The sequence below is a fragment of the Helicobacter ibis genome (assembly GCF_027859255.1).
GTDB lineage: Bacteria > Campylobacterota > Campylobacteria > Campylobacterales > Helicobacteraceae > Helicobacter_D > Helicobacter_D ibis.
The window spans coordinates 173,090-193,841 of record NZ_JAQHXR010000002.1 but is presented as its reverse complement, the minus strand read 5'-3'; the positions used below and the strand labels follow the sequence as shown (position 1 = coordinate 193,841).

Annotated in this window: 17 protein-coding genes; 9 read left to right on the top strand and 8 right to left on the bottom strand. The window is 31.7% G+C overall.

The features are described 5' to 3' along the window. Positions 1-133: 133 nt before the first annotated feature. Positions 134-1,120 carry a selenide, water dikinase SelD gene (selD, locus tag PF021_RS04240; RefSeq protein WP_271021483.1) on the bottom strand — a complete coding sequence of 329 codons (987 nt, stop codon included), beginning with the start codon at positions 1,118-1,120 and terminating at the stop codon, positions 134-136. 142 nt (positions 1,121-1,262) lie between these two features. On the opposite strand from selD, the gene PF021_RS04235 reads away from it, so the two are divergent. After that, complete coding sequence (locus PF021_RS04235; protein WP_271021176.1) at positions 1,263-2,036, top strand: sulfite exporter TauE/SafE family protein; 774 nt, start codon at positions 1,263-1,265, stop codon at positions 2,034-2,036. Here the strand turns inward: PF021_RS04235 and PF021_RS04230 are convergent. Together PF021_RS04230 and PF021_RS04225 are read right to left on the bottom strand one after the other, a co-directional pair. Next, positions 2,033-3,709 (bottom strand): cation:proton antiporter, encoded by a 1,677-nt coding sequence (locus PF021_RS04230; protein ID WP_407081407.1) that lies wholly within the window; start codon positions 3,707-3,709, stop codon positions 2,033-2,035. The two genes, PF021_RS04235 and PF021_RS04230, sit on opposite strands and share 4 nt — an antisense overlap. Before the next feature lie 144 nt (positions 3,710-3,853). Further along, a complete protein-coding gene (locus PF021_RS04225; RefSeq protein ID WP_271021174.1) occupies positions 3,854-4,807 on the bottom strand; it encodes a catalase family peroxidase in 954 nt (317 codons plus the stop codon). A 184-nt stretch (positions 4,808-4,991) separates the two neighbouring features. Between PF021_RS04225 and PF021_RS04220 the strand changes: the two genes are divergently transcribed. Further along, positions 4,992-5,486 (top strand): flavodoxin, encoded by a 495-nt coding sequence (locus tag PF021_RS04220; RefSeq protein ID WP_271021173.1) that lies wholly within the window; start codon positions 4,992-4,994, stop codon positions 5,484-5,486. Here the strand turns inward: PF021_RS04220 and PF021_RS04215 are convergent. Then, positions 5,483-5,881 (bottom strand): hypothetical protein, encoded by a 399-nt coding sequence (locus PF021_RS04215; RefSeq protein WP_271021172.1) that lies wholly within the window; start codon positions 5,879-5,881, stop codon positions 5,483-5,485. The genes PF021_RS04220 and PF021_RS04215 overlap by 4 nt on opposite strands. Continuing rightward, entirely contained in the window at positions 5,868-8,069 is a 2,202-nt protein-coding gene (gene purL / locus PF021_RS04210; RefSeq protein WP_271021171.1) for a phosphoribosylformylglycinamidine synthase subunit PurL, read from the bottom strand. Before purL ends, PF021_RS04215 begins: the two co-directional genes overlap by 14 nt. Before the next feature lie 134 nt (positions 8,070-8,203). Here purL and ppsA point away from each other — a divergent pair, with 134 nt between their 5' ends. The 7 genes from ppsA (at position 8,204) to purH (ending at position 16,103) form a co-directional block, all read left to right on the top strand. Beyond that, positions 8,204-10,624 (top strand): pyruvate, water dikinase, encoded by a 2,421-nt coding sequence (ppsA, locus tag PF021_RS04205; RefSeq protein ID WP_271021170.1) that lies wholly within the window; start codon positions 8,204-8,206, stop codon positions 10,622-10,624. 14 nt (positions 10,625-10,638) lie between these two features. After that, positions 10,639-11,259, top strand: coding sequence for a phosphoserine phosphatase SerB (gene serB, locus PF021_RS04200; RefSeq protein WP_271021169.1), 621 nt, complete (start codon positions 10,639-10,641; stop codon positions 11,257-11,259). Positions 11,260-11,268: 9 nt separating this feature from the next. Beyond that, on the top strand, positions 11,269-12,288 hold the full coding sequence (locus PF021_RS04195) for a transaldolase (RefSeq protein ID WP_271021168.1): 1,020 nt from the start codon (positions 11,269-11,271) through the stop codon (positions 12,286-12,288). 105 nt (positions 12,289-12,393) lie between these two features. Next, a complete protein-coding gene (locus PF021_RS04190; RefSeq protein ID WP_271021167.1) occupies positions 12,394-12,930 on the top strand; it encodes a 50S ribosomal protein L25/general stress protein Ctc in 537 nt (178 codons plus the stop codon). After that, positions 12,931-13,497, top strand: coding sequence for an aminoacyl-tRNA hydrolase (gene pth, locus PF021_RS04185; RefSeq protein WP_271021166.1), 567 nt, complete (start codon positions 12,931-12,933; stop codon positions 13,495-13,497). Continuing rightward, positions 13,494-14,561 carry an LptF/LptG family permease gene (locus PF021_RS04180; RefSeq protein WP_271021165.1) on the top strand — a complete coding sequence of 356 codons (1,068 nt, stop codon included), beginning with the start codon at positions 13,494-13,496 and terminating at the stop codon, positions 14,559-14,561. The genes pth and PF021_RS04180 overlap by 4 nt, the downstream gene beginning before the upstream one ends. A 9-nt stretch (positions 14,562-14,570) precedes the next feature. Next, on the top strand, positions 14,571-16,103 hold the full coding sequence (purH, locus tag PF021_RS04175; protein ID WP_271021164.1) for a bifunctional phosphoribosylaminoimidazolecarboxamide formyltransferase/IMP cyclohydrolase: 1,533 nt from the start codon (positions 14,571-14,573) through the stop codon (positions 16,101-16,103). On the opposite strand, the gene PF021_RS04170 is transcribed toward purH, so the two are convergent. From PF021_RS04170 to secA, 3 genes are read right to left on the bottom strand one after another with little or no spacing between them, the layout of a single operon-like run. After that, positions 16,084-16,941: a radical SAM/SPASM domain-containing protein gene (locus PF021_RS04170; protein WP_271021163.1), complete on the bottom strand. Its 858-nt coding sequence runs from the start codon at positions 16,939-16,941 to the stop codon at positions 16,084-16,086. The two genes, purH and PF021_RS04170, sit on opposite strands and share 20 nt — an antisense overlap. Beyond that, on the bottom strand, positions 16,934-18,214 hold the full coding sequence (locus PF021_RS04165; RefSeq protein WP_271021482.1) for an ABC transporter permease: 1,281 nt from the start codon (positions 18,212-18,214) through the stop codon (positions 16,934-16,936). Before PF021_RS04165 ends, PF021_RS04170 begins: the two co-directional genes overlap by 8 nt. After that, complete coding sequence (secA, locus tag PF021_RS04160; RefSeq protein WP_271021162.1) at positions 18,150-20,708, bottom strand: preprotein translocase subunit SecA; 2,559 nt, start codon at positions 20,706-20,708, stop codon at positions 18,150-18,152. The genes PF021_RS04165 and secA overlap by 65 nt, the downstream gene beginning before the upstream one ends. Positions 20,709-20,752: the final 44 nt, after the last annotated feature.

Here is a 20,752-nt window from a genome sequence, read left to right as displayed (position 1 = left end):
CCTTTGTGATAGGTATCATATATATATATATATATATATCTAAACATACGAATCCTTTTTCAAAATTAAAAGTGTAACTATATCTAAAAACAAATAAAAATATGTAGATTTACTTAAAATAATAAATTCTACATTATAAAATATTTAGTTTTGATTCTTTGTTTTCTACTACTTTAGATATTACATTTGCACATTCTATTCCTTCATCTTTTAGGTGTTGTATTAGTTTGTTAGCTTCATTTTCGTTTATTGCTAATGCTAATCCGCCTGAAGTTTGTGCATCAAAGAGCAAAATATCAAGCTCTCTAAAGATTGAATCTTGTGCTAGATTAAAGTTACATTTATTGTGTATTGCTTCTTTATTGGCATAGCTTCCACCGGGGATTATTCCTTTTTTTGCAAATATTATAGATTCTTCTATTAGTGGGATATTATTGCTATATATCTCTAGTGATGTGTTTTTAGTTGTCATTTCTAGCAAGTGTCCTAATAATCCAAACCCAGTAATATCAGTGCATGCACTTATTTTGTAGTTTTGTGCTATGTTTTTAGACTTTAAATTTAGCTCACTCATTATTTTGGATATTTTCTCTATTGTGTTGGATTCAAGTTTATTGGCTTTTAGTGCAGTTGTTAGAATCCCTAGTCCTATTGGTTTTGTGAGGATTATTACATCACCTATTTTAGCTGTGTTATTTCTCCATATCTTTTTTGGATTTATTATCCCATTTACACTAAGTCCATATTTTTGCTCACTATCTGCTATTGTGTGTCCTCCAAGTAGTGCAGCACCGGCTTCTTGTATTTTTGATAGCCCTCCCTCAAGGATTCCTTGTATTAGTTCTTGTGGTATATTGCATTTATCCCACATGAGCAAGTTTATAGCACTAATTGCATCTCCTCCCATTGCATATATGTCGCTAATTGAATTTGCAGCTGCAATTTGTCCATATATATATGGATCATCTACAACAGGGGTTATAAAGTCAGCACTTTGAACAATAGCTACTTCATCATTGATAGCATAGATTCCAGCATCTTCATTGCCATAAAAATCAACAAGAATGTTTTTGTTGTTTGTATTTTGTAGCTTAGATGATATTTGTCTTAGGTCTTCCAGACCTGTTTTTCCTGCTCAGCCTGCTACTTTTACGAATTTTGTAATTTTTATATCTTCCATTTTTAGCCTTTAAATTGTGTTATTTTATCAATTTGTTTTGCTAATTATGATAAATTTGAGATTTAAAATTTTTAGGATTCTTATGGAAGCTTTTGATTTATCTTTATTATCTGTTTTAATTTTGCTTTGTATTGGATTGTTTACTGGAGTTGTAGCAGGATTTTTTGGTATTGGTGGTGGAGCTATTATTGTGCCTATGATGATATTTTTGGGTAATGATATAAAAGTTGCCATTGGTATTTCAATTATGCAGATGATTTTCTCCTCTATTTATGGGACATATATAAATTACAAACAGAATAATTTGCACTTGCAAGATGGAATCTATATTGGAATAGGCGGGCTAATTGGTGCTTCATTTAGTGGTATTGTAGTTGATAGAATAGATTCATATATTTTAGAGGTTTTATTTTCATTATTTCTTGTGTATAGTATTTTTAAGTTTTTTAAATCGAATGCATATGGTGGTAACAGAAAGATCAAAGAAGGTTTGTATGGAAATTTATTTTTAGTGTGTTGTGGAATTGTTGTTGGAATCTTTGCTATATCTCTTGGAATAGGTGGCGGAATGATGCTGGCACCGCTTATGGCTTATTATCTCGGATATAATAGTAAGAAGATTATTCCAATTTCATTATTTTTTGTGATTTTTTCTTCAATATCTGGTTTTAGTTCTTTAGCGTTGCATGGTTATGTTGATTATAGGCAGGGATTTATAGTTGGTTTAGCTTCTTTGATTGGTGTTAGAATTGGTATTTATGTATTAAGCAGAATTGATGCAAAGAAGCACAAAAATGCACTTCTTGCAATGTATGTAGTTGTATTATCTCTAATGCTAAAAGAGATGTTGCTTTAGCTATCATTTTCTTCTTTTGAGGCTTCCGTTACCATATTAGCTATCATAGTTGCTATTTCTCTTTTGCCATTTATTACACTATATAATCCCATATCTTTATATTTGGCTTCTGATTCGTTGTTTTTTGTATATACAATTATTTTGCAAAATTTAGAGATTGATAGTATGTGATATATCGCTCTTTCGGCTACACTTATTGATTCTACACATATTATTACTGCTGTGCTTTTTTCCACTTGCATTTCTCTAAAGATTGTTTTGTTTGTTATATCTCCATAGATTACATTATGATTATTTCTATATCCTTTTTCTACTCTTTCATAGTTAAAGTCAATTGCAACTGCCTTTAGTTCAGTTCCCGCAAAGTAACTTAATAATCCTTGTCCTAAGATCCCATATCCACATACTATTACATGCTTGTTTAATAGTTCATCTGGCACTGCTGTATGCACTTTTTCTGTGTTTACTTCATTTGTTTTAGATAGATGTAGAAACTTCAAAATAGAATCTGAATATTGGTCTATTTTATTAAGTATAAAAGGAGTTGCAATCATGGAGAAAATAACCATAAGTGTTAGGAACTGATATATTTCGTCTGGTGTGATATTGTCTAGAAAGTTAGAGTTTATGTATTTTAATATACCGCCCTCTAGGTGTAAGTTTAGAATCTGATTTTGACTAGCAAGCAAGAATATGGCAAATGAAAATTCACCTATTTGAGATAGTGATAATGCAGTCTTCATTCCTGTCTTTACTCCGCTAAAGAATACTAAAAATATATACATAATTGCAGTTTTGGCTATTATCAGTCCTGCAACTAGGAATATTATAATAATGAAATATTTTAGTAAAAATACAACATCTATTTGCATACCAATGGTGATAAAAAATATACCAAGCAATAGGTCTCTAAAATATACAAGCACAGCACCTACTTGATATTTGTATGGAGTATTTGATATTATCATACCAGCTAAGAATGCTCCAAGGGACATAGAAAATCCAAAATAATTACTAATATATGCAGCACCAAGAATAATTAATAACACAACTCCTAAGAAGACTTCATCCGTTTTCATCTTTGCTGATGATCTTAAAATTGCTTTAGCGACGAATCTGCCAGGTAGCAATAAGAGCAGTAGAACTATTACAGCAGAAACACTAGTTGTAAGTAGCAGTGTTGAGATTTCTGCTTCTTTATTGCTTAGTAGTTTAATCATTAATAAAATTGGAATTACAGCTATATCTTGGAATATCAAGATACCAACACAGTTTTTTCCATAAGGGGTTTGTGTTTGGTTTACATCATTTAGGTGTTTTAGCACTATTGCAGTTGATGATAGGCTGACAGCACTTGCAACTATAATTGAAGTATCAAAGTTAAATCCCATAACGAAAAAACATATACCAAAGAATGCAAGCATTGATAGAAATACTTGTAATCCACCAAAAAGCAATACTTCTTTTTTTATGTTTGACATGGTTTTAAAGCTAAATTCAAGTCCTATCATAAACATAAGAAAAATTATTCCAAGTTCTGCTAATTCGTTTAGTCTCTCATTGTCTTCTAATTTTAGTCCAAAGAAATATGTGGTTAATACACCTGTCAGTATATATCCAATAATTGCTGGAATATTTAATTTATTTAGAATAATTCCAGATATAACAGCCATTGACATAACACATATTATTACTAATAAGCTATCTATAATCTCCTCCTCAAATTGGTTTAAAATTATTTTAATTTATTAAATATTTAAGATTCTTACATAATTTTGATTAAACTTTGTTTTTAGGGACAATAAATCCATAAGGATTCATTGTCTTTTACCGAAAGTAATAGAATAAGTAGGGCTTCTTAGGTTAAATAGTGGATCTTTTGGTGGCTCTACGCCAGTTGGTAAGTTAGATGGAAAATACACATCAGAATTGCAGCTTGTGCCATTGTAGTTTGTAACATTTAAAGTTCCAACTAATATTTCTTTATGTTTTCCGCTCCATAATGCAGTTGTGTCATCTAATATATCACCTTTGTTTGCTAATACCAAATACATATCATATTTCACAGGTTTATTTTTTGTGTAGTTTTGGAAATTAGTTGCCAAAAAGTCTTTATCTAGTTTTGCAAGTTGTTCATCGCTTAAATACTTGATGCCATCTTGTGGTATAAATTTCCATTTTGCTGGGAGCAACTCTCCATTGTTTGATTTAAAATAAAATGTGTGTATGCTATAAAATGGAGTGTTTTCAATGCTAGAAATTCCTATATTCTGTAAATATTTGTCAAAATTTCTATAAGAATCTACCTCCTTAGTTAGTTTAGCAATTTTTTCGTTATTCACTTTTCCATTTACTGGTATTCTCATTTCGAAGAATTGTCCAAATTCTTGCGGATTTTTTGCGAAATTAATTTCAGTATTTAGCATAACCATAGTCCAAGATTCTTTATCTCCATTAAAATTGATAGCCATTCCTCTTGGTTTACTTTTATCATCCATGTTTCCTCCACCAAGAGAATATCTTATATCAACTGGTATTTTATTTTGTAAAAATAATGGTAAATCTATATTAGAAATTCCATTTTTATTTACAACAAACTCACCACTTGCACAGAAACCTTTTGAATGATTCACTTTTTTGTGAGGATCTTTTGGGTCACCATTTAGCTGATAGAAAATGTCTGCAATTTTTTGCTCATCGTATGTTTGGTTTGCAAAAGCAACATTTATAGCAAGAATGCTAAAACACAACAACAGATTTTTAATTTTCATGTTTGTTCCTTTGAAGATAGTTTTTGTATTTGACAATACATTCTCTAATTATATCTTTAGTTTTGTAAATGTTTACAACAATTTGTATTTATTATATTATAATAAGCATTATTATAATCATTTATTTAATTTTAAAAAAAAATATTATAGATTCTATGGTCTATTGAAATTTAAAAGGATATTTATGAAAAAAATTGGTTTATTTTATGGCAGTGATGGTGGCACAACAGAAAATGTGGCAAATAAAATTGCTTCTATACTTAACAATGTGGATATTTATGATGTATCAAAGTCCTCAAAAGAAGAATTATTGGGGTATGATAATTTAATTTTAGCTACTCCAACTTATGGTAGTGGTGATTTGCAAGGAGATTGGGAAGACTTCGTAGAGAATTTTAGTGCTATTGACTTTAAAGGTAAAACAATAGCTTTAGTTGGACTTGGCGATCAAGATGTATATTCAGATACATTTTGTGATGGAATATTTTCGTTATACGAACTAGTAAAAGAATCAAATATGATAGGACAAACAAGTATAGAAGGCTATGAGTATGAAGCAAGCAAAGCAGAGGTTGATGGCAAGTTTGTAGGACTTGTTATAGATGATGTAAATCAAGATGATCTAACAGATAGTAGAATTTCAAAATGGGTTTCAGAAATAAAAGATAAGTTTAATTAAAAGGCTCTATATCCGAGCAATATACATTTATCAAAGCTAGGCAAAACACACATAGCTTTGATATCCCCACCTATGCCTATATCAAGTAGGGTTTCATAATATTTTATATCAAATTGTAACTTGCTTCCAATTTCAGTATTTAGGCCAATACCGCTTATTTCATTAAAGTAAATAAAATTATATATTTTGCTAAAGATTAATATTAGAGATTCTTTTAGATAGTCTCTCTCTTTTGTGTCTGCTAAGTCGTAAGCTTCTTTTGTTGTGAGGATTCTACCTCTAAATTTAATATAGTTTTTTTGTATGGCTTGAGTATGTACTTGCTTATAAAAAGTATCAAGATCCATAGCATAAGTCGCTATGGATAGTAAAAATAAAATACTAAAGATCTTCAATTAGTTCCTTAAATGAATCAAAAAATAGTGTTTGTGCCTTGCTTAGAGGCAGATTTATATCGCTTATTTGTATATTGTTACCACCTAAGGTTGCAATTTCTCTTAAGCATAAATTGTATTTTTCTGCTATTTGTAGTAGAAATTCTGTATTTTGCTTATTTGCTGATATTAGAATTTGGTTTGGAGATTCACCAAATAATTCTAGCTTATCTAATTTTTTATCACATATACATCCAACATTATTAAATATACATAGTTTGGCTAGTGTAGTAGCTAACCCACCTTTATGTATATCGTATGCAGAATCTATCTTATCTTTTGAAACCTGTAAGAACTTCCAAATATTTAGTTCATCTTCTAATGATATTTTTGAAATTTCTGCTTTTATTGAATTTCCAAATAATTTTGCAACAAGTGAAGCACCAAAGTTTAGCTCCAAATTATTTTTACATAGTATATATACACTATTCCCATCTTTAGAATTATCTTTTATTATTTTTGATGGCTCATCTATAATGCCAACTGCTGCAATACTAGGTGTTGGATATATATCAATATTATCAGTTTGGTTATAAAGGCTTACATTTCCGCTAACTACTGGCATTTTTAGATTTTTTGATGCTATTTTTATGCCTTCACAAGCTTCTTTAAACTGCCACATTACCTCACTATTTTCAGGATTGCCAAAGTTTAAACAATCAGTAATTGCAAGTGGGATTCCTCCCTTTAATGCTATATCTCGTCCCACCTTTGCTACTGCTTGAATTGCTCCTTCTTTTGGATTTATATAGCATAGTCTTGAGTTGCAATACACACTTAAAGCTAGGGCCTTATCGTTTTCTTTTATTCTAATTACACTAGCTCCACTTTTTCCTGCTTTTGTCATTGTATTGTTTTGGATTGTGTTATCGTATTGTTCATATATCCATGATTTTGAATTTATATCTGGACTTTTTAGTATTTCTTCTAACATCTCGCCATTATTAATATCTAATATTGAATCTATCTTAAAAGATTCTATCTTGTCTAAATAAGTCGGGTTTTGGCTAACTTCTCTTCTTAAGATTGGAGATTTTTCGCTTAGTGGTTGCACAGGTATTTCAGCACATTTTTCATTATACCAATATAGCTCCATTTTGCCACTATTTGTAACTTCTCCAATAATTGCACAATCAAGTTCCCATTTTTTAAATATTTCTAAGATTTTATTTTCGTAGCCTTTTTTTGCACAAATTAGCATTCTTTCTTGTGATTCACTTAGCATTAGCTCATATGGATTCATGCCTTCTTCTCGCATAGGGACTTTATCGAGGTGTATAATCATTCCGCTTCCACTTCGTCCTGCCATTTCAAAGCTAGAGCTTGTGAGTCCTGCTGCACCCATATCTTGAATTCCTACAATCAAATCTTCTTTAAAAAGCTCCAAACAGGCTTCAAGCAGTAATTTTTCTGTAAAAGGATCGCCAACTTGCACAGCAGGGCGTAATTTTTTAGAATCTTCATTAAAGCTATCAGAACTCATAACAGCACCGCCAAGCCCATCTCTACCAGTTTTTGAGCCTACATATATAACTGGATTGCCAACTCCTTCAGCTTTTCCATAGAATATTTCATTATTTTTTACTATCCCTAAAGTAAAGGCATTTACAAGTATATTTCCATTGTAGCAAGATTCAAAAGTAGTTTCTCCGCCAATGGTAGGCACTCCCATGCAGTTACCATATCCGCTAATGCCACTAACAACGCCTTTGAGTAAATATCTATGTTTTTTGCCTATTTCGTTGTTTTTGGTTATATCTCCGAATCTTATTGAATTTAGAGATGCAACAGGTCTAGCCCCCATAGTAAAAACATCTCGCATGATTCCACCAACACCAGTTGCAGCTCCAGCATATGGTTCGATGAAGCTTGGGTGGTTGTGTGATTCCATTTTAAAGACTGCTCCATATCCACCACCAATATCGATAATACCAGCATTCTCTCCGGGTCCTTGTATTACCCAGTCTTCTTTTGTATGGAATCCATTTAGATAAATTTTGCTTGATTTATAACTGCAATGCTCACTCCACATCGCAGAAAATATTCCTATTTCAACTAAATTTGGTTCTCTATTTAGTATGTTTAGAATCTTTTTGTAGTCATCGTTGCTTAGCTTGTGTTGTTGTAGTATAGATTGTATATCTTGCATTTATTACCTCTAAAACTTGATTGTATTACATAAGTGTATCAAAGAAGTAATAAAGCAAAACTAAGAAATAAATAAACTTACTTTAAGTAGAATGTTTAACTTTATCGACAGCCATAAGGGTAAGGAGTAGTGCTATGAAATATATTAAGTTTTTTAAAGAGCTTAATAATAGAGATGTGCCAATTGTAGGTGGTAAGAATGCAAGTATTGGGGAAATGTTTCAAGAGCTTGTACCAATGGGGATTAAAGTTCCAAATGGATTTGCAATTACAAGTGAAGCATATTGGTATTTACTAGATAGTGCGGGGATTAGAGATAAAATAAGAGAACTCTTAGAAGGGATTGATGTTACTGAAATAGATGTTTTAAATGTGCGTTCAAAAAAGATTAGAGATATGATTTTTGGCACACCACTTCCTTCTGATTTGAGAGAGGAAATTTTAGAAGCTTACAGAATCTTAAGTGAAGAATATGGAATGGAAGAAGCTGATGTTGCAGTTAGAAGTTCTGCTACTGCTGAAGATTTACCAGATGCGTCATTTGCAGGACAACAAGATACATATTTAAGTGTGCAAGGTCAAACAGAATTAATTCATTACATTAAATCATGTCTTGCTTCTTTATTTACAGATAGAGCTGTGAGTTATAGAGCTTCAAGGGGATTTGATCATTTTAAAGTAGCGCTATCTGTTGGTGTGCAAAAAATGGTTAGAGCTGATAAGGGTAGTGCTGGTGTTATGTTTTCTATCGATACAGAGACAGGATTTAAAGATGCGGTTTTTATAACTTCTTCATGGGGGCTTGGTGAAAATGTAGTTGGTGGGACTGTAAATCCAGATGAGTTTTATGTGTTTAAACCTGCATTAGAGCTTGGTAAGCGTCCTATTCTAAAAAGACAGCTAGGATATAAAAACATAAAAATGGTATATGCAGCACCGGGAGCAAAACACCCTACAAAAAATATAGAAACAACAGAAGAAGAATTAAGAAGTTTTTCTATAAGTGATGATGAGGTTCTCACTCTAGCTAGATATGCTATGCTAATAGAAAAACACTACACAAAAGAAGCTGGAGAGTATCGCCCTATGGATATGGAATGGGCAAAAGATGGTAATAGCGGAGAGATATTTATAGTCCAAGCGCGTCCAGAGACTGTGCAAAGCCAAAAGATGAAAAAACAAAGCAATACTTTAGAGAAATATTTCTTTAAAAATAAAAATGAAAAGGAAGTTATCTTATGTGGTAAAGCAGTTGGTGGCAAAATTGGTACTGGTAAAATTAGAGTAATTGATAATATAAACAATATGGGTGAGTTAAAGCAAGGAGAGATTCTAGTCACTGATAATACTGATCCTGACTGGGAACCTGCTATGAAAAAAGCTTCTGCTGTAATTACAAATCGTGGTGGCAGGACTTGCCATGCTGCAATTGTTGCTAGGGAAATTGGAGTTCCTGCTATTGTTGGTGCTGTTGGTGCAACTGAAAAGTTAGAAACTGGAATGGAAGTAACGGTCTCTTGTGCAGAGGGCGAAGATGGCTTTGTTTATAGTGGAATCCATGAATATGAAATTGAAAAAATCGATTTAGCATCACTAGAACAACCAAAAACAAAGATATATATGAATATCGGAAATCCAGAAAAAGCATTTTCTTTCTCCATGATACCAAATAATGGTGTTGGGCTTGCTAGAATGGAGTTTATTATTAACAACTATATTAAAGCCCACCCTCTAGCTTTAATAGAGCTAAATAATGGAAATAAAGAGTTTGATGGAGTAGAGGGCGTAAGAGAGATTATGTCTGGCTATGCAAATCCTAAAGACTTCTTTATTAAAAAAATCGCAGAAGGTGTTGGAATGATAGCAGCAGCCTTTTATCCAAAGCCAGTTATTGTTAGAACAAGTGATTTTAAGTCTAATGAATATTGTAGAATGGTTGGCGGTAAAGATTATGAGCCACACGAAGAAAACCCAATGATTGGCTATCGTGGGGCTAGTAGATATTATTCTAAGGAGTATTTACAAGCGTTTGAATGGGAGTGTGAGGCACTTGCTATGGCTAGAAATGAAATGGGATTTTCTAATATGAAAATTATGATTCCATTCCTTAGAACCCCTGATGAGGGAAGAAGAGTGCTAGAGATAATGCGTAAAAATGGTCTAGTGCAGGGTGAAAATGGGCTTGAGATATATGTTATGTGTGAATTGCCTGTAAATGTAATATTAGCAGATGAGTTTTTGCAATTATTTGATGGATTCTCAATTGGTTCAAATGACCTAACGCAGCTTACTTTAGGCGTTGATAGAGATGGTGAGCTTGTAAGTCATGTTTTTGATGAGAGGAATCCAGCATTGCTTAAAATGTTTAAAATCGCAATTGAAGCATGTAAGCGCCATAATAAATATTGTGGAATTTGTGGTCAAGCACCTAGTGATTATCCAGAAATTGCCGAATTTTTAGTGGAAAATGGCATAACTTCAATTTCTCTAAATCCAGATTCTATTATTGAGACTTGGGATAGAATTGTAAAACTAGAGCAAAAATTAGGTATATGATTTAGGGGTATTGTTTGAAACTTGCAGTATTTGATTTTGATTCTACATTAATGGACGGCGAGACTATAAATTTGTTAGCTAAAGCTTATGGAAGGGAAGCTGAAGTTAGTGCTATTACAAAAGAAGCAATGGAAGGTAAGCTTGATTTTTATCATAGCCTTAAAAAAAGAGTTGCAACGCTAAAAGGCATGTCTTTAGGAGATGTTCATTCTGTATGCTCAAAGCTAGTGTATAACAAAGGTGCAAAGGAAATAATAGAGTTTCTAAAGGAAAGAGATTATAAGGTTGTTGTCTTTAGCGGTGGATTTGATGAGGGGGTTAGTGCTGGTAAAGAGGCACTTGGATATGATATGCACTTTAGCAACACTCTTCATCATGCAAATGGAATCTTAACTGGGTCTGTTGGTGGAGAGATGATGTTTTCTTATTCTAAAGGTAGAATGTTAGAGAAGATTCAACAACTACTTGGTGTATCATATGAAGATACAATAGCGGTTGGCGATGGTGCAAATGATTTATCTATGTTCTATCATTCTGCTAAAAAAGTTGCATTTTGTGCGAAGGAAAAATTAAGGTCTGCTGCTAATATCGTAATTGATACAAAAGATCTGTCTTTGATAAAAAAATATATTTAAGGGTTTGTTATGTCAAATATTTCATTTTCTTTGTGGTGTGATTTTGTAGAGAGAGACTTTTTAGAGGGAGAGTTTATAGAATTAATTGAAAGTGGGATTATAAATGGGGTTACTAGTAATCCTGCTATTTTTCAACAAGCATTGTTAAATAAAAGCTATGAATCTCAAAAGAAAGAAATAGCTACACAAGAGCCAAAGGAAATATATGAATCTATAGCAAAAAGAGATATACAAAGAGCGGCAGAAATCATGCTTCCTATGTATAATAAAGATATAAACAATGGGTATGTAAGCATAGAAGTAGATCCAAACCTATGCGATGATGCAGAGGGAACTATAAGAGAGGGTGAGAGATTATACAAGGAGATTGGCTATCCTAATGTAATGATAAAAGTCCCTGCTACAAAGGCTGGATATGTAGCAATAGAGAAGCTAATAAGTAAAGGAATACCAGTAAATATCACTCTTGTATTTTCAGAAAGTCAAGTAATAGAATGTATGGAATCTCTAAAAGCAGGATATGAAACATTAAAAAGAGATTATAAAAAGGATATAGGAGAATTACCAAGGGCTGTTATTAGCATATTTGTATCTAGGTTTGATAGGAAATGTGATGAGATTTTAAAGAATGCAGGAATTGCTAATGCTACTCTTGGGGTTAAAAATGCACAAAAGCTATATAAAATAATAGATAAGTATTCATTGCCTGCTGTTCGGGCACTATTTGCAAGCACTGGTGTTAAAGATGATACTTTAGAACCAAGCTATTATGTAGAAGAATTATACTATCCATACACGATAAATACTGCACCATTAAATACAATCAAGGCTTTTATGCAAGCTAGAAAATCTCTGCAATCGCTTATAGAAAATGGTGCTTATCTGCCAGATGATACAGAACTTGATGATTATTTTAAATTAGTTAAAAACGCAGGAATTAACCTAGAATCTGTATCGCAAGAATTACTAGAGCAGGGCTTGAGTGATTTTAAGGTGGCTTTTTCTAAGATATTAGATTCGTTAAAATAAATTAGCAATGAATCTTGCCTTATTATTAGATGTGAACTTTAAAGTAGGTTTCAATAAAAGGGTGGTATAATTAAAGCTTTTATTTTGTTTTTTAAGGATTAAGAAATGTTAAGTGGAATAATTAGAGAGAGTATTTCTAAAGCTGAAGTTAAGCAGTTAAGAAAAAATGGTTATCTAATTGCCAATATCTATGGTAAGGGTAAGGAAAATATTCATTGTGCTTTTAAAAGAAATGAATTTATAAGAGAAGTTAAGAATAAGACTGATTTGATATTTAATGTTGAAGTTGGCTCCAAGCAGTATCCAGTTGTAATTCAAGAATATCAAAAAGATCCTATTACTAGCGATATTATCCATGTTGATTTAATGTTAGCTCAAAATGGCATTGAGGCTAAATATTCTGTTAAAGTTAGATGCGTTGGAACTCCTAAGGGATTAAAAAATAAGGGTGTTTTAATGATGTCTAAAAAGAGGATTAAGGTTAAAGCAGCTCCTGAAAAATTACCAAAAGATTATGAAATTGATGTTAGCAATTTAGATGTTGGTGATGTTGTGCTTGTTAGAGATTTACCTAAAAATGATGGAGTAAAAATTGTTGAGAGAGATGATGTTGCAATTGTTGGTGTTATCAAATCTCGCTAAATGTTTTTAATAGTTGGTTTGGGAAATCCGGGCAATAAATATAAAAATAATCGCCACAACATAGGTTTTATGGTTGTGGATTTTTTAGTCTCCTTTTTGGAGGCTAGTCTTCAAAGCAATAAAGATTTTAGCGGTGAGCTATACAAGAAGAATGATTTACTCTTGTTAAAGCCCTCTACTTTTATGAATCTATCTGGTAAATCAGTTTTATCTGTTATAAATTTTTATAATGTTTCTAGTTTTTTAGTTATACATGATGATTTGGATTTAAAGTTTGGTGCTGTGAGATTCAAAGTTGGTGGCGGTAGCGGTGGTCATAATGGGCTAAGGTCTATAGATTCTATGTGTGGTAATGAATACTGTAGAATTAGATATGGAATAGGTAAGCCAGAGTTAAAAGAACAAGTAGCTTCATATGTTTTAAGTGATTTTACAACCGATGAGATAAAGTATAATGAATCTTTAATAAAACATTGTGCTAATGCTGCTTTGGAGATTGCAAAATTAGATAGTTTTATAGAGCTAAATAAAATATCGTCAAAATATTCTTTAAAAGAGATAGTATGAGTTTATTTACAAGATATATTAGTTTTTTGTACTTGAAGTCATTTTTGATAGTTTTTGTATCTTTAGAGTGTTTTTTTGTTCTTATTGATTTTGTGAAATATTTAGATTCAATGCCAGATTCTGCAAATTTGGTTGTATTACTTTTGTTTTATAGTTTTATATATGCTAGTAATTTTATTTTGCCATTATCTTTGGTGTTATCACAGATAGTATTTATTATAGTTTTATTGAAGAGTTCACAATTTACTGCTTTTTTATCTCTTGGATATTCAAAGGCTAGAATTTTTAATCCAATATTTGCAATTAGTTTTTTAATTACTATTTTTTATATTTTGTTAAATACAACTTCATTTGCATATGCTAGAGAAAAAATGGACTTAATAGTAGAGCAGGGCTTTATAAGTAGTTTTAAGAAGGATTTGTTTGTAAAATATAATAATAACTATATATATTTTGAAAAGATTTTTCCACTTTTGCAAAGTGCCTCTAATGTCAAAATATATGAAATGAGAGATAATGTAACTATAAGGCGTATTATTGAATCTAAAGAAGCTAGATTTGATGGTGTAGATTGGATATTGGATAGTGCTAAGATAACTACAATAGATGATGATGTATCGCATAATAAACCTCTGCAAGTAAGCTATGAAGAGAATTTTAAAACCCTAAATAAGTTCAAACCAAAAATACTTGATAATATTTATGAAAAGCATGGTAGTGTATCTATAGTCGATGCTTATGAGGCTATAGAATTACTAAAAACACAAGGCGTGAATATTGATAAATTGCGTGGTTCGCTTTATTATCTTTTGTTTTTTCCATTTTTTGCACCATTAGCTATGGTATGTCTATCAAATTTTACGCCAAATTCTAATAGATATGTTTCATTAGGTTTTGTAGGATTTATTATGATTTTATGTGTGCTTATGTTATGGGGGATATTTTTTAGCTTTTCTAGGCTTTCTATGAGTGGATTTTTAGCACCAGAGTTTAGTATATTGCTACCTATGTTTATATTGTTTTTGTGCAGTTGTTATTTTTATAATAAATTATTAAGAAATTAAGGAGATGGAATGACAGCGTTAATTAGTGTTAGTGATAAAAGTGGGATATTAGAATTTGCTAGGGGATTATTGGAGTGTGGATATGAGATTCTATCTACTGGCGGGACTTTAAAGCATTTGCAAGACAATGGAATTAATGCCATTGATGTTAGTGCTTATACTAGCAGTGTTGAGATGTTCGATGGAAGAGTAAAGACGCTTCACCCTAAGATTCACGGCGGAATCTTGCATAGAAGGGATAATAAAGAAGATGTAGAAGTAGCCAAAAAATTTGAAATTAAAGATATAAATTTAGTATGCGTGAATCTTTATCCATTCAAAGAAACAATACAAAGAACAGATGATTTTGATGAGATTATCGAAAATATAGATATTGGTGGTCCATCTATGGTTAGAGCAGCGGCAAAGAATTTCAAAGATGTAATGATTGTAACTGATACTTTGGATTATAGCTTGGTTCTTAATGCGATAAAAAACAATCAAAATACATTAGAATTACGACAAAAATTAATGATAAAAGCATATGAGCATACGGCAAGTTATGATTGTATGATTGCAAATTATATGAATGAGAGATTTAATGTAGGGTTTGGAGATAAGCATTTTATCTATGGTAATTTGGTATCTCCTACAAGATATGGTGAGAATCCTCATCAAAAAGGTGCTTATTATGAATTTGGTGATTTTTATTCTAAGAGATTTGAAACGCTAAAGGGTGAGATTAGCTTCAATAACCTAACTGATATAAATAGTGCTGTAAAGATTGCTTCAAGTTTTGGAAAAGTCCCAGCAGTGTGCATTGTAAAGCATGGGAATCCTTGTGGGTTTGCAATAAAAGAAAACCTGCTTACATCTTATGTAGAAGCTCTAAAATGCGATAGTGTATCTGCTTATGGTGGAGTGGTGGCAATAAATGGCAATATAGATAAAGCCCTAGCAGAAGAGATAAATAAGATTTTTATAGAGGTGCTAGTTGCACCAAGCATTACAGATGAGGCTTTAAGGGTGTTTGAGAGTAAAAAAAAGATAAAGATTTTTGTATGTGGTGGAGAGTATTTAGACTTCCCTAAAGATAGTTATGATTTTAAACATATTGATGGTGGATTCTTGCTTCAAAATAGCGATAGTGTTGGTGAAAACGAAGTAAGAGATGCGAAGTGTATGGGAAATATAGAAGCAACTTGTGAGCAAAAAAGAGATTTAGAGATTGCATATAAAGTTGCGTCTTTAGTTAAGTCAAATTGTGTTGTATATGTGAAAAATAGTGCTATGGTAGCAGTTGGAATGGGTATGACAAGTCGTGTAGATGCAGCAAAGAGTGCTATAAATAAGGCTAAGGATATGGGATTAGATTTAAAAGGTTGTGTGTTAGCAAGTGAAGCATTTTTTCCTTTTAAAGATAGCATTGAAGAAGCTCATAAGGTTGGAGTTAGTGCTATTATTGAGCCAGGTGGTAGCATTAGGGATAATGAAGTAATAGAATGTGCAAATGAGCTTGGAATCTCACTTTATTTCACTGGCGTTAGGCATTTTTTACATTAGAAATATAATTAGGGTAGCTACACTTTTGACATATGGATTCAACTCTTAAATTATTTAAGAATCCTTGTTTGATTTTTTGTGTTTTTTGGTTGTTTATTATATCTAGGAGACTATTTTTGCCTATGTCTCCTAAGTTTATTTCTCCCTTTGTGCAAAAGCAGCATGGAACAACAACTCCGCTAGTTAAGATTCCTAATTGAGAGATTGTGCCATAGCATTTACCATGAAGTTGTTCTTTGTCTTTAAATTCCCAAGAAAAAAATGACTTTTGTATTAGATGAATCTTGTATGATAATTTTGTTTTATGGTTGTGTATGCGAATTTTAAAGTGTTCTTCTAGTATCTTGTATATGGTTTGATTTATATCTGGTGCTTTAAAGTTTGAATCTAAATTCCATAGTCGTAAATTTATAAAAGTCTCACTTTTTAACTCTTTATGTTTTGCACATAGTGAGAATATATTTTGAAAATAAGAATCTAAATTTATATCTTTATTTTGATATATGGCACTTGTTAGGGATATGTTTATTTGCTTTATGTTGTTGTATTTTAAGAGAATATTTTGGGTGTGGGTATCTAAATAAAAACCACTGCTTGTTATTTCTAAATTTAGGTTTTTGTTTTTTGCTATTTTTATATATTCTTCTATGTTATCTAAGCTTAGCGGGTCTCCTAGAATGTGTAAAGCACAAAGTTTTGTGTGTGGATATATATCATTGCATATTTTTTCAAATAGCAAAAGAGGCATTTTGTCATTACTCTTCTTAGGGGTGCAAAATTTGCACGATAGCCCACAGAAATTTGTAATCTCTACAAAAATTTTTTCAAATTTACTCATTTCGTAAAACTTGCAAACAATCCACCTCTGTCGCCTTTTTAGCCGGATAGTATGATGAGAAAAAAACTATTAATAATGAGCCAAATAATATGGAGCATAAGTCAAATATAGATAATTCTAAAGGTAATTTTGAGCTACCATATACATCAGCAGGTAAGGATATAATTGGAAAATGAGATAGCAAGAATAATGCAATAGCAGCTAGGATACAACCGCAAATAATCCCGCTTATACCTATTAAATTACCAAGATATAGAAATGTTTTTTTAATTTCTCTTGGTGAAGCACCCATTGTTAGAAGCAGTGCTATTTCTTTTCTGCGATTCATAATTGTCATTAAAAGTGAGCTTATGATATTTAAAGAAGCGACCAAAATTATTAGCATAAGCACTATAAAAAGAGTTCTTTTTTCTAATTCTAATGCTGCAAAGAAGTTTCCATTTTGCTCCCACCAACCTACTATTCTTTTATCCACATATGTTTCTTTTAGTTTTATTATGTCTTTTTGTGGATTATCAGAGTATATGTGGATTCCATCATAAGAATCTTCTTTCATGCTTTTTAGGATTCTAAGGGATTGTAGGCTTGTATATATATAGCCCTTATCATATGCTATAAGCCCCGAGCTAAAAAAACCATTGACTTTAAAGTTTTTCATACTTGGTGCGAGTGTTATTGCATTTGGTGTTAAGTTTGTAAAAATTAGTAGCAAATTTGATTGATAATTTAGATTGTATAAGTTGGCTAGATTCTGCCCAATTATTACATCAAAAGTTCCTTGTTTATACTCTTCGTTATAGTTTTTTTTATAAAAGCTTTTTGTATTTTCTAGTGCTTCTTTAAAAACAGGATTAATTTGTGATTCTAATTCATAATCAATCCCAAAGATAATACCGCCCTCTAGTGTGTTTTGTGATTTTGAAATTGCTTGTGTTTGTATAAAAGGACTTGCTTTTAGATGTGGGAAATTTTGTTGTAAATCTTCTAGTGTGTGTTTATTTATATCAAACCCAATCATGGTAATTGGGTAATTCATTATAAAGAGTTTTCTTTGGAATTCTTTATCAAACCCATTCATTAATGCCATAGCAACTATTAGCACCATAACCCCAACGCATACTCCTAAAAATGCAAGAATAGCAGCTATTGATATGAATGGTTGGGATTTGTTGAATCTTAAATATCTTCTTACTAAAAATGGTGCTATATTACTTTGCAAGCATACCCTTTTTAGGACCACTAATCCCGCAACAATTTTTATATTTTTTACCACTTCCACAAGGGCATGGCTCATTTCTTACTGGTTTTGCTTTAAATAGAGGCTCATTTCTCATTTCTCTTGCCTCTTTGTTTAGCTCATTTAGTCTTTCTTTTGCTTTTTTTGCTTCATCTTCATTGGCAGCTACATTTGCATTTAGTTGAATTTTTTGTAGCATTTTAATTGATGTGTATTTAATTTGTGCAGCTAATTCTACAAATAGATTATAGCTTTCTTTTTTGTATTCTGTTAGTGGGTCTTTTTGGTTATATCCTCTAAGTCCGATTCCTGTTTTTAGATTATCCATTACATATAAATGCTCTCTCCAAAGATTATCTAAAGATTGTAGATAGACTATTTTTTCTACTTCGGCTCTTGTGTGGCTATCTAGGTTTTGCATTTTAGATTCATATTGTTTTGTTAGTTCTTCTTCTATGTATGGCTCAAAGGAGTTGTTGTTTTTATATGAATCTAAGAGTGCTTCTTTATTTAATGACACGCCAAAATCATCTAATGCTATTGATATTAGTGAATCTAAATTATCTTCATCGCTAAAAATTTCTGCCTTTTGCAATAGCATTGTGATACACTCTTGTCTGTTTTCTATTATTTTGTGTGATATATCTTGGTTTGGATTTAGCAAGTCATTTCTTACTTTATAGATTGCTTTTCTTTGCTCATTTGCTACATCATCATATTCGAGCAAATGCTTTCTTGCTTCAAAATGCATACTTTCAACTTTCTTTTGTGCATTTTCAACAGATCTAGTAACAAGCCCAGATTCTATGTGTTCTCCTTCATCTAGTCCTAGCTTATCCATTATTTTTTTAATCTTATCACTGCCAAAGATTCTGAGCAGTGAATCTTCTAAGCTAAGATAAAACTGACTTGTTCCAGGATCTCCTTGTCTTCCACTTCTACCTCTTAGTTGATTATCTATTCTTCTTGATTCATGTCTTTCTGTTCCTATTATATATAGTCCTCCAAGAGCTTTTACTTCATCGTCTATTTTTATATCCACACCACGACCTGCCATGTTTGTAGCAATTGTTACTGCTCCTTTTTTACCTGCATCTTTGATTATTTCTGCTTCTTGTGCGTGATGTTTTGCATTTAGCACAGAATGCGGGATTCTATGTGCTTTTAATAGCTCATGTATAGTTTCACTTTTTTCTATTGAGGCAGTTCCAACTAATATTGGTTGTCCTTTTTTATTTAGTTCTACTATTTTATCTACTAAGGCTTTGAATTTTTCCTTTTCTGTTTTATATATTAAGTCATTTAGATCTTTTCTAGCAACTGGAACATTTGTAGGGATTGATACAACATCTAAGTTGTATATTTCTAAAAATTCACTAGCTTCAGTTTGTGCAGTTCCTGTCATACCTGCTAGTTTGTCATAGAGTCTAAAATAGTTTTGGTAAGTTATATCTGCTAATGTTTGGGATTCTTCTTTAATTTTTACCCCTTCTTTTGCTTCTAGTGCTTGATGTAATCCTTCGCTAAATCTTCTACCTTCACTAAGCCTACCTGTAAATTCATCTACAATTACAACCTCACCATCTCTTAATACATAGTCTTTGTCTTTTTTGAATAGTAAATTTGCCTTTAACGCTTGGTCTAAGTGATGTGCCAAAATGGAGTTTTCTATGCTGTATAAATTATCTATTTTAAATAATTTTTCCGCTTCTGTGATACCTTCTTCTGTTAGGATTATTGTTCTATTTTTTTCATCTACATTATAGTGTTCTTCATTTTTTAACTTCAATGCAACATTATTGGCAATTTTATAATTATCAAGTGTTCTATTTGCTGGACCTGATATTATAAGTGGTGTCCTTGCTTCATCTATTAGAATCGAATCTACTTCATCGACTATTGCATAAAAATGGCTTTTTTGCACTTTGGAATCAAAGCTATATTTCATATTATCTCTTAGATAGTCAAAGCCAAATTCATTATTTGTCCCATATACAATATCACAAGAATATTGCATCAATCTATCATTATCATCATATTTATTTGATACTACCACTCCAACTTTATAACCCAAAAACTCATACAATGGTCGCATAACATCAGAATCTCTTTGTGCTAGATAGTCATTTACGGTTACTACATGCACACTGCCTATCATTGCATTTAGACATACTGGTAGTGTTGCTACTAGTGTTTTACCTTCACCTGTTTTCATCTCGGCGATTTTGCCATCATTAAGTACCATACCACCAATTAACTGCACATCAAAATGCCTCATATTTAGCACTCTTTTACTTGCTTCTCTTGTTATTGCAAATGACCTATGTAGGGCTTTTTTAAACGCTTCATTTTTATTTTCTGAATCTTGGACTTCTTTTTTTAGATTCAAAAACTCTTGCTTTAATTCCTCATCGCTTAATTTTTGGTATGTCTCTTCTAAGTCATTTATCTTTCTTACTTCTTTTTTGTATTGACTTACGATTCTGTCGTTTTTACTGCTTAAAATTTTCTTTACAAGTGAGCCTATCATTGCTTGATACCTTAACTTTTAATTTGCTTGAAATTTTAGCATAA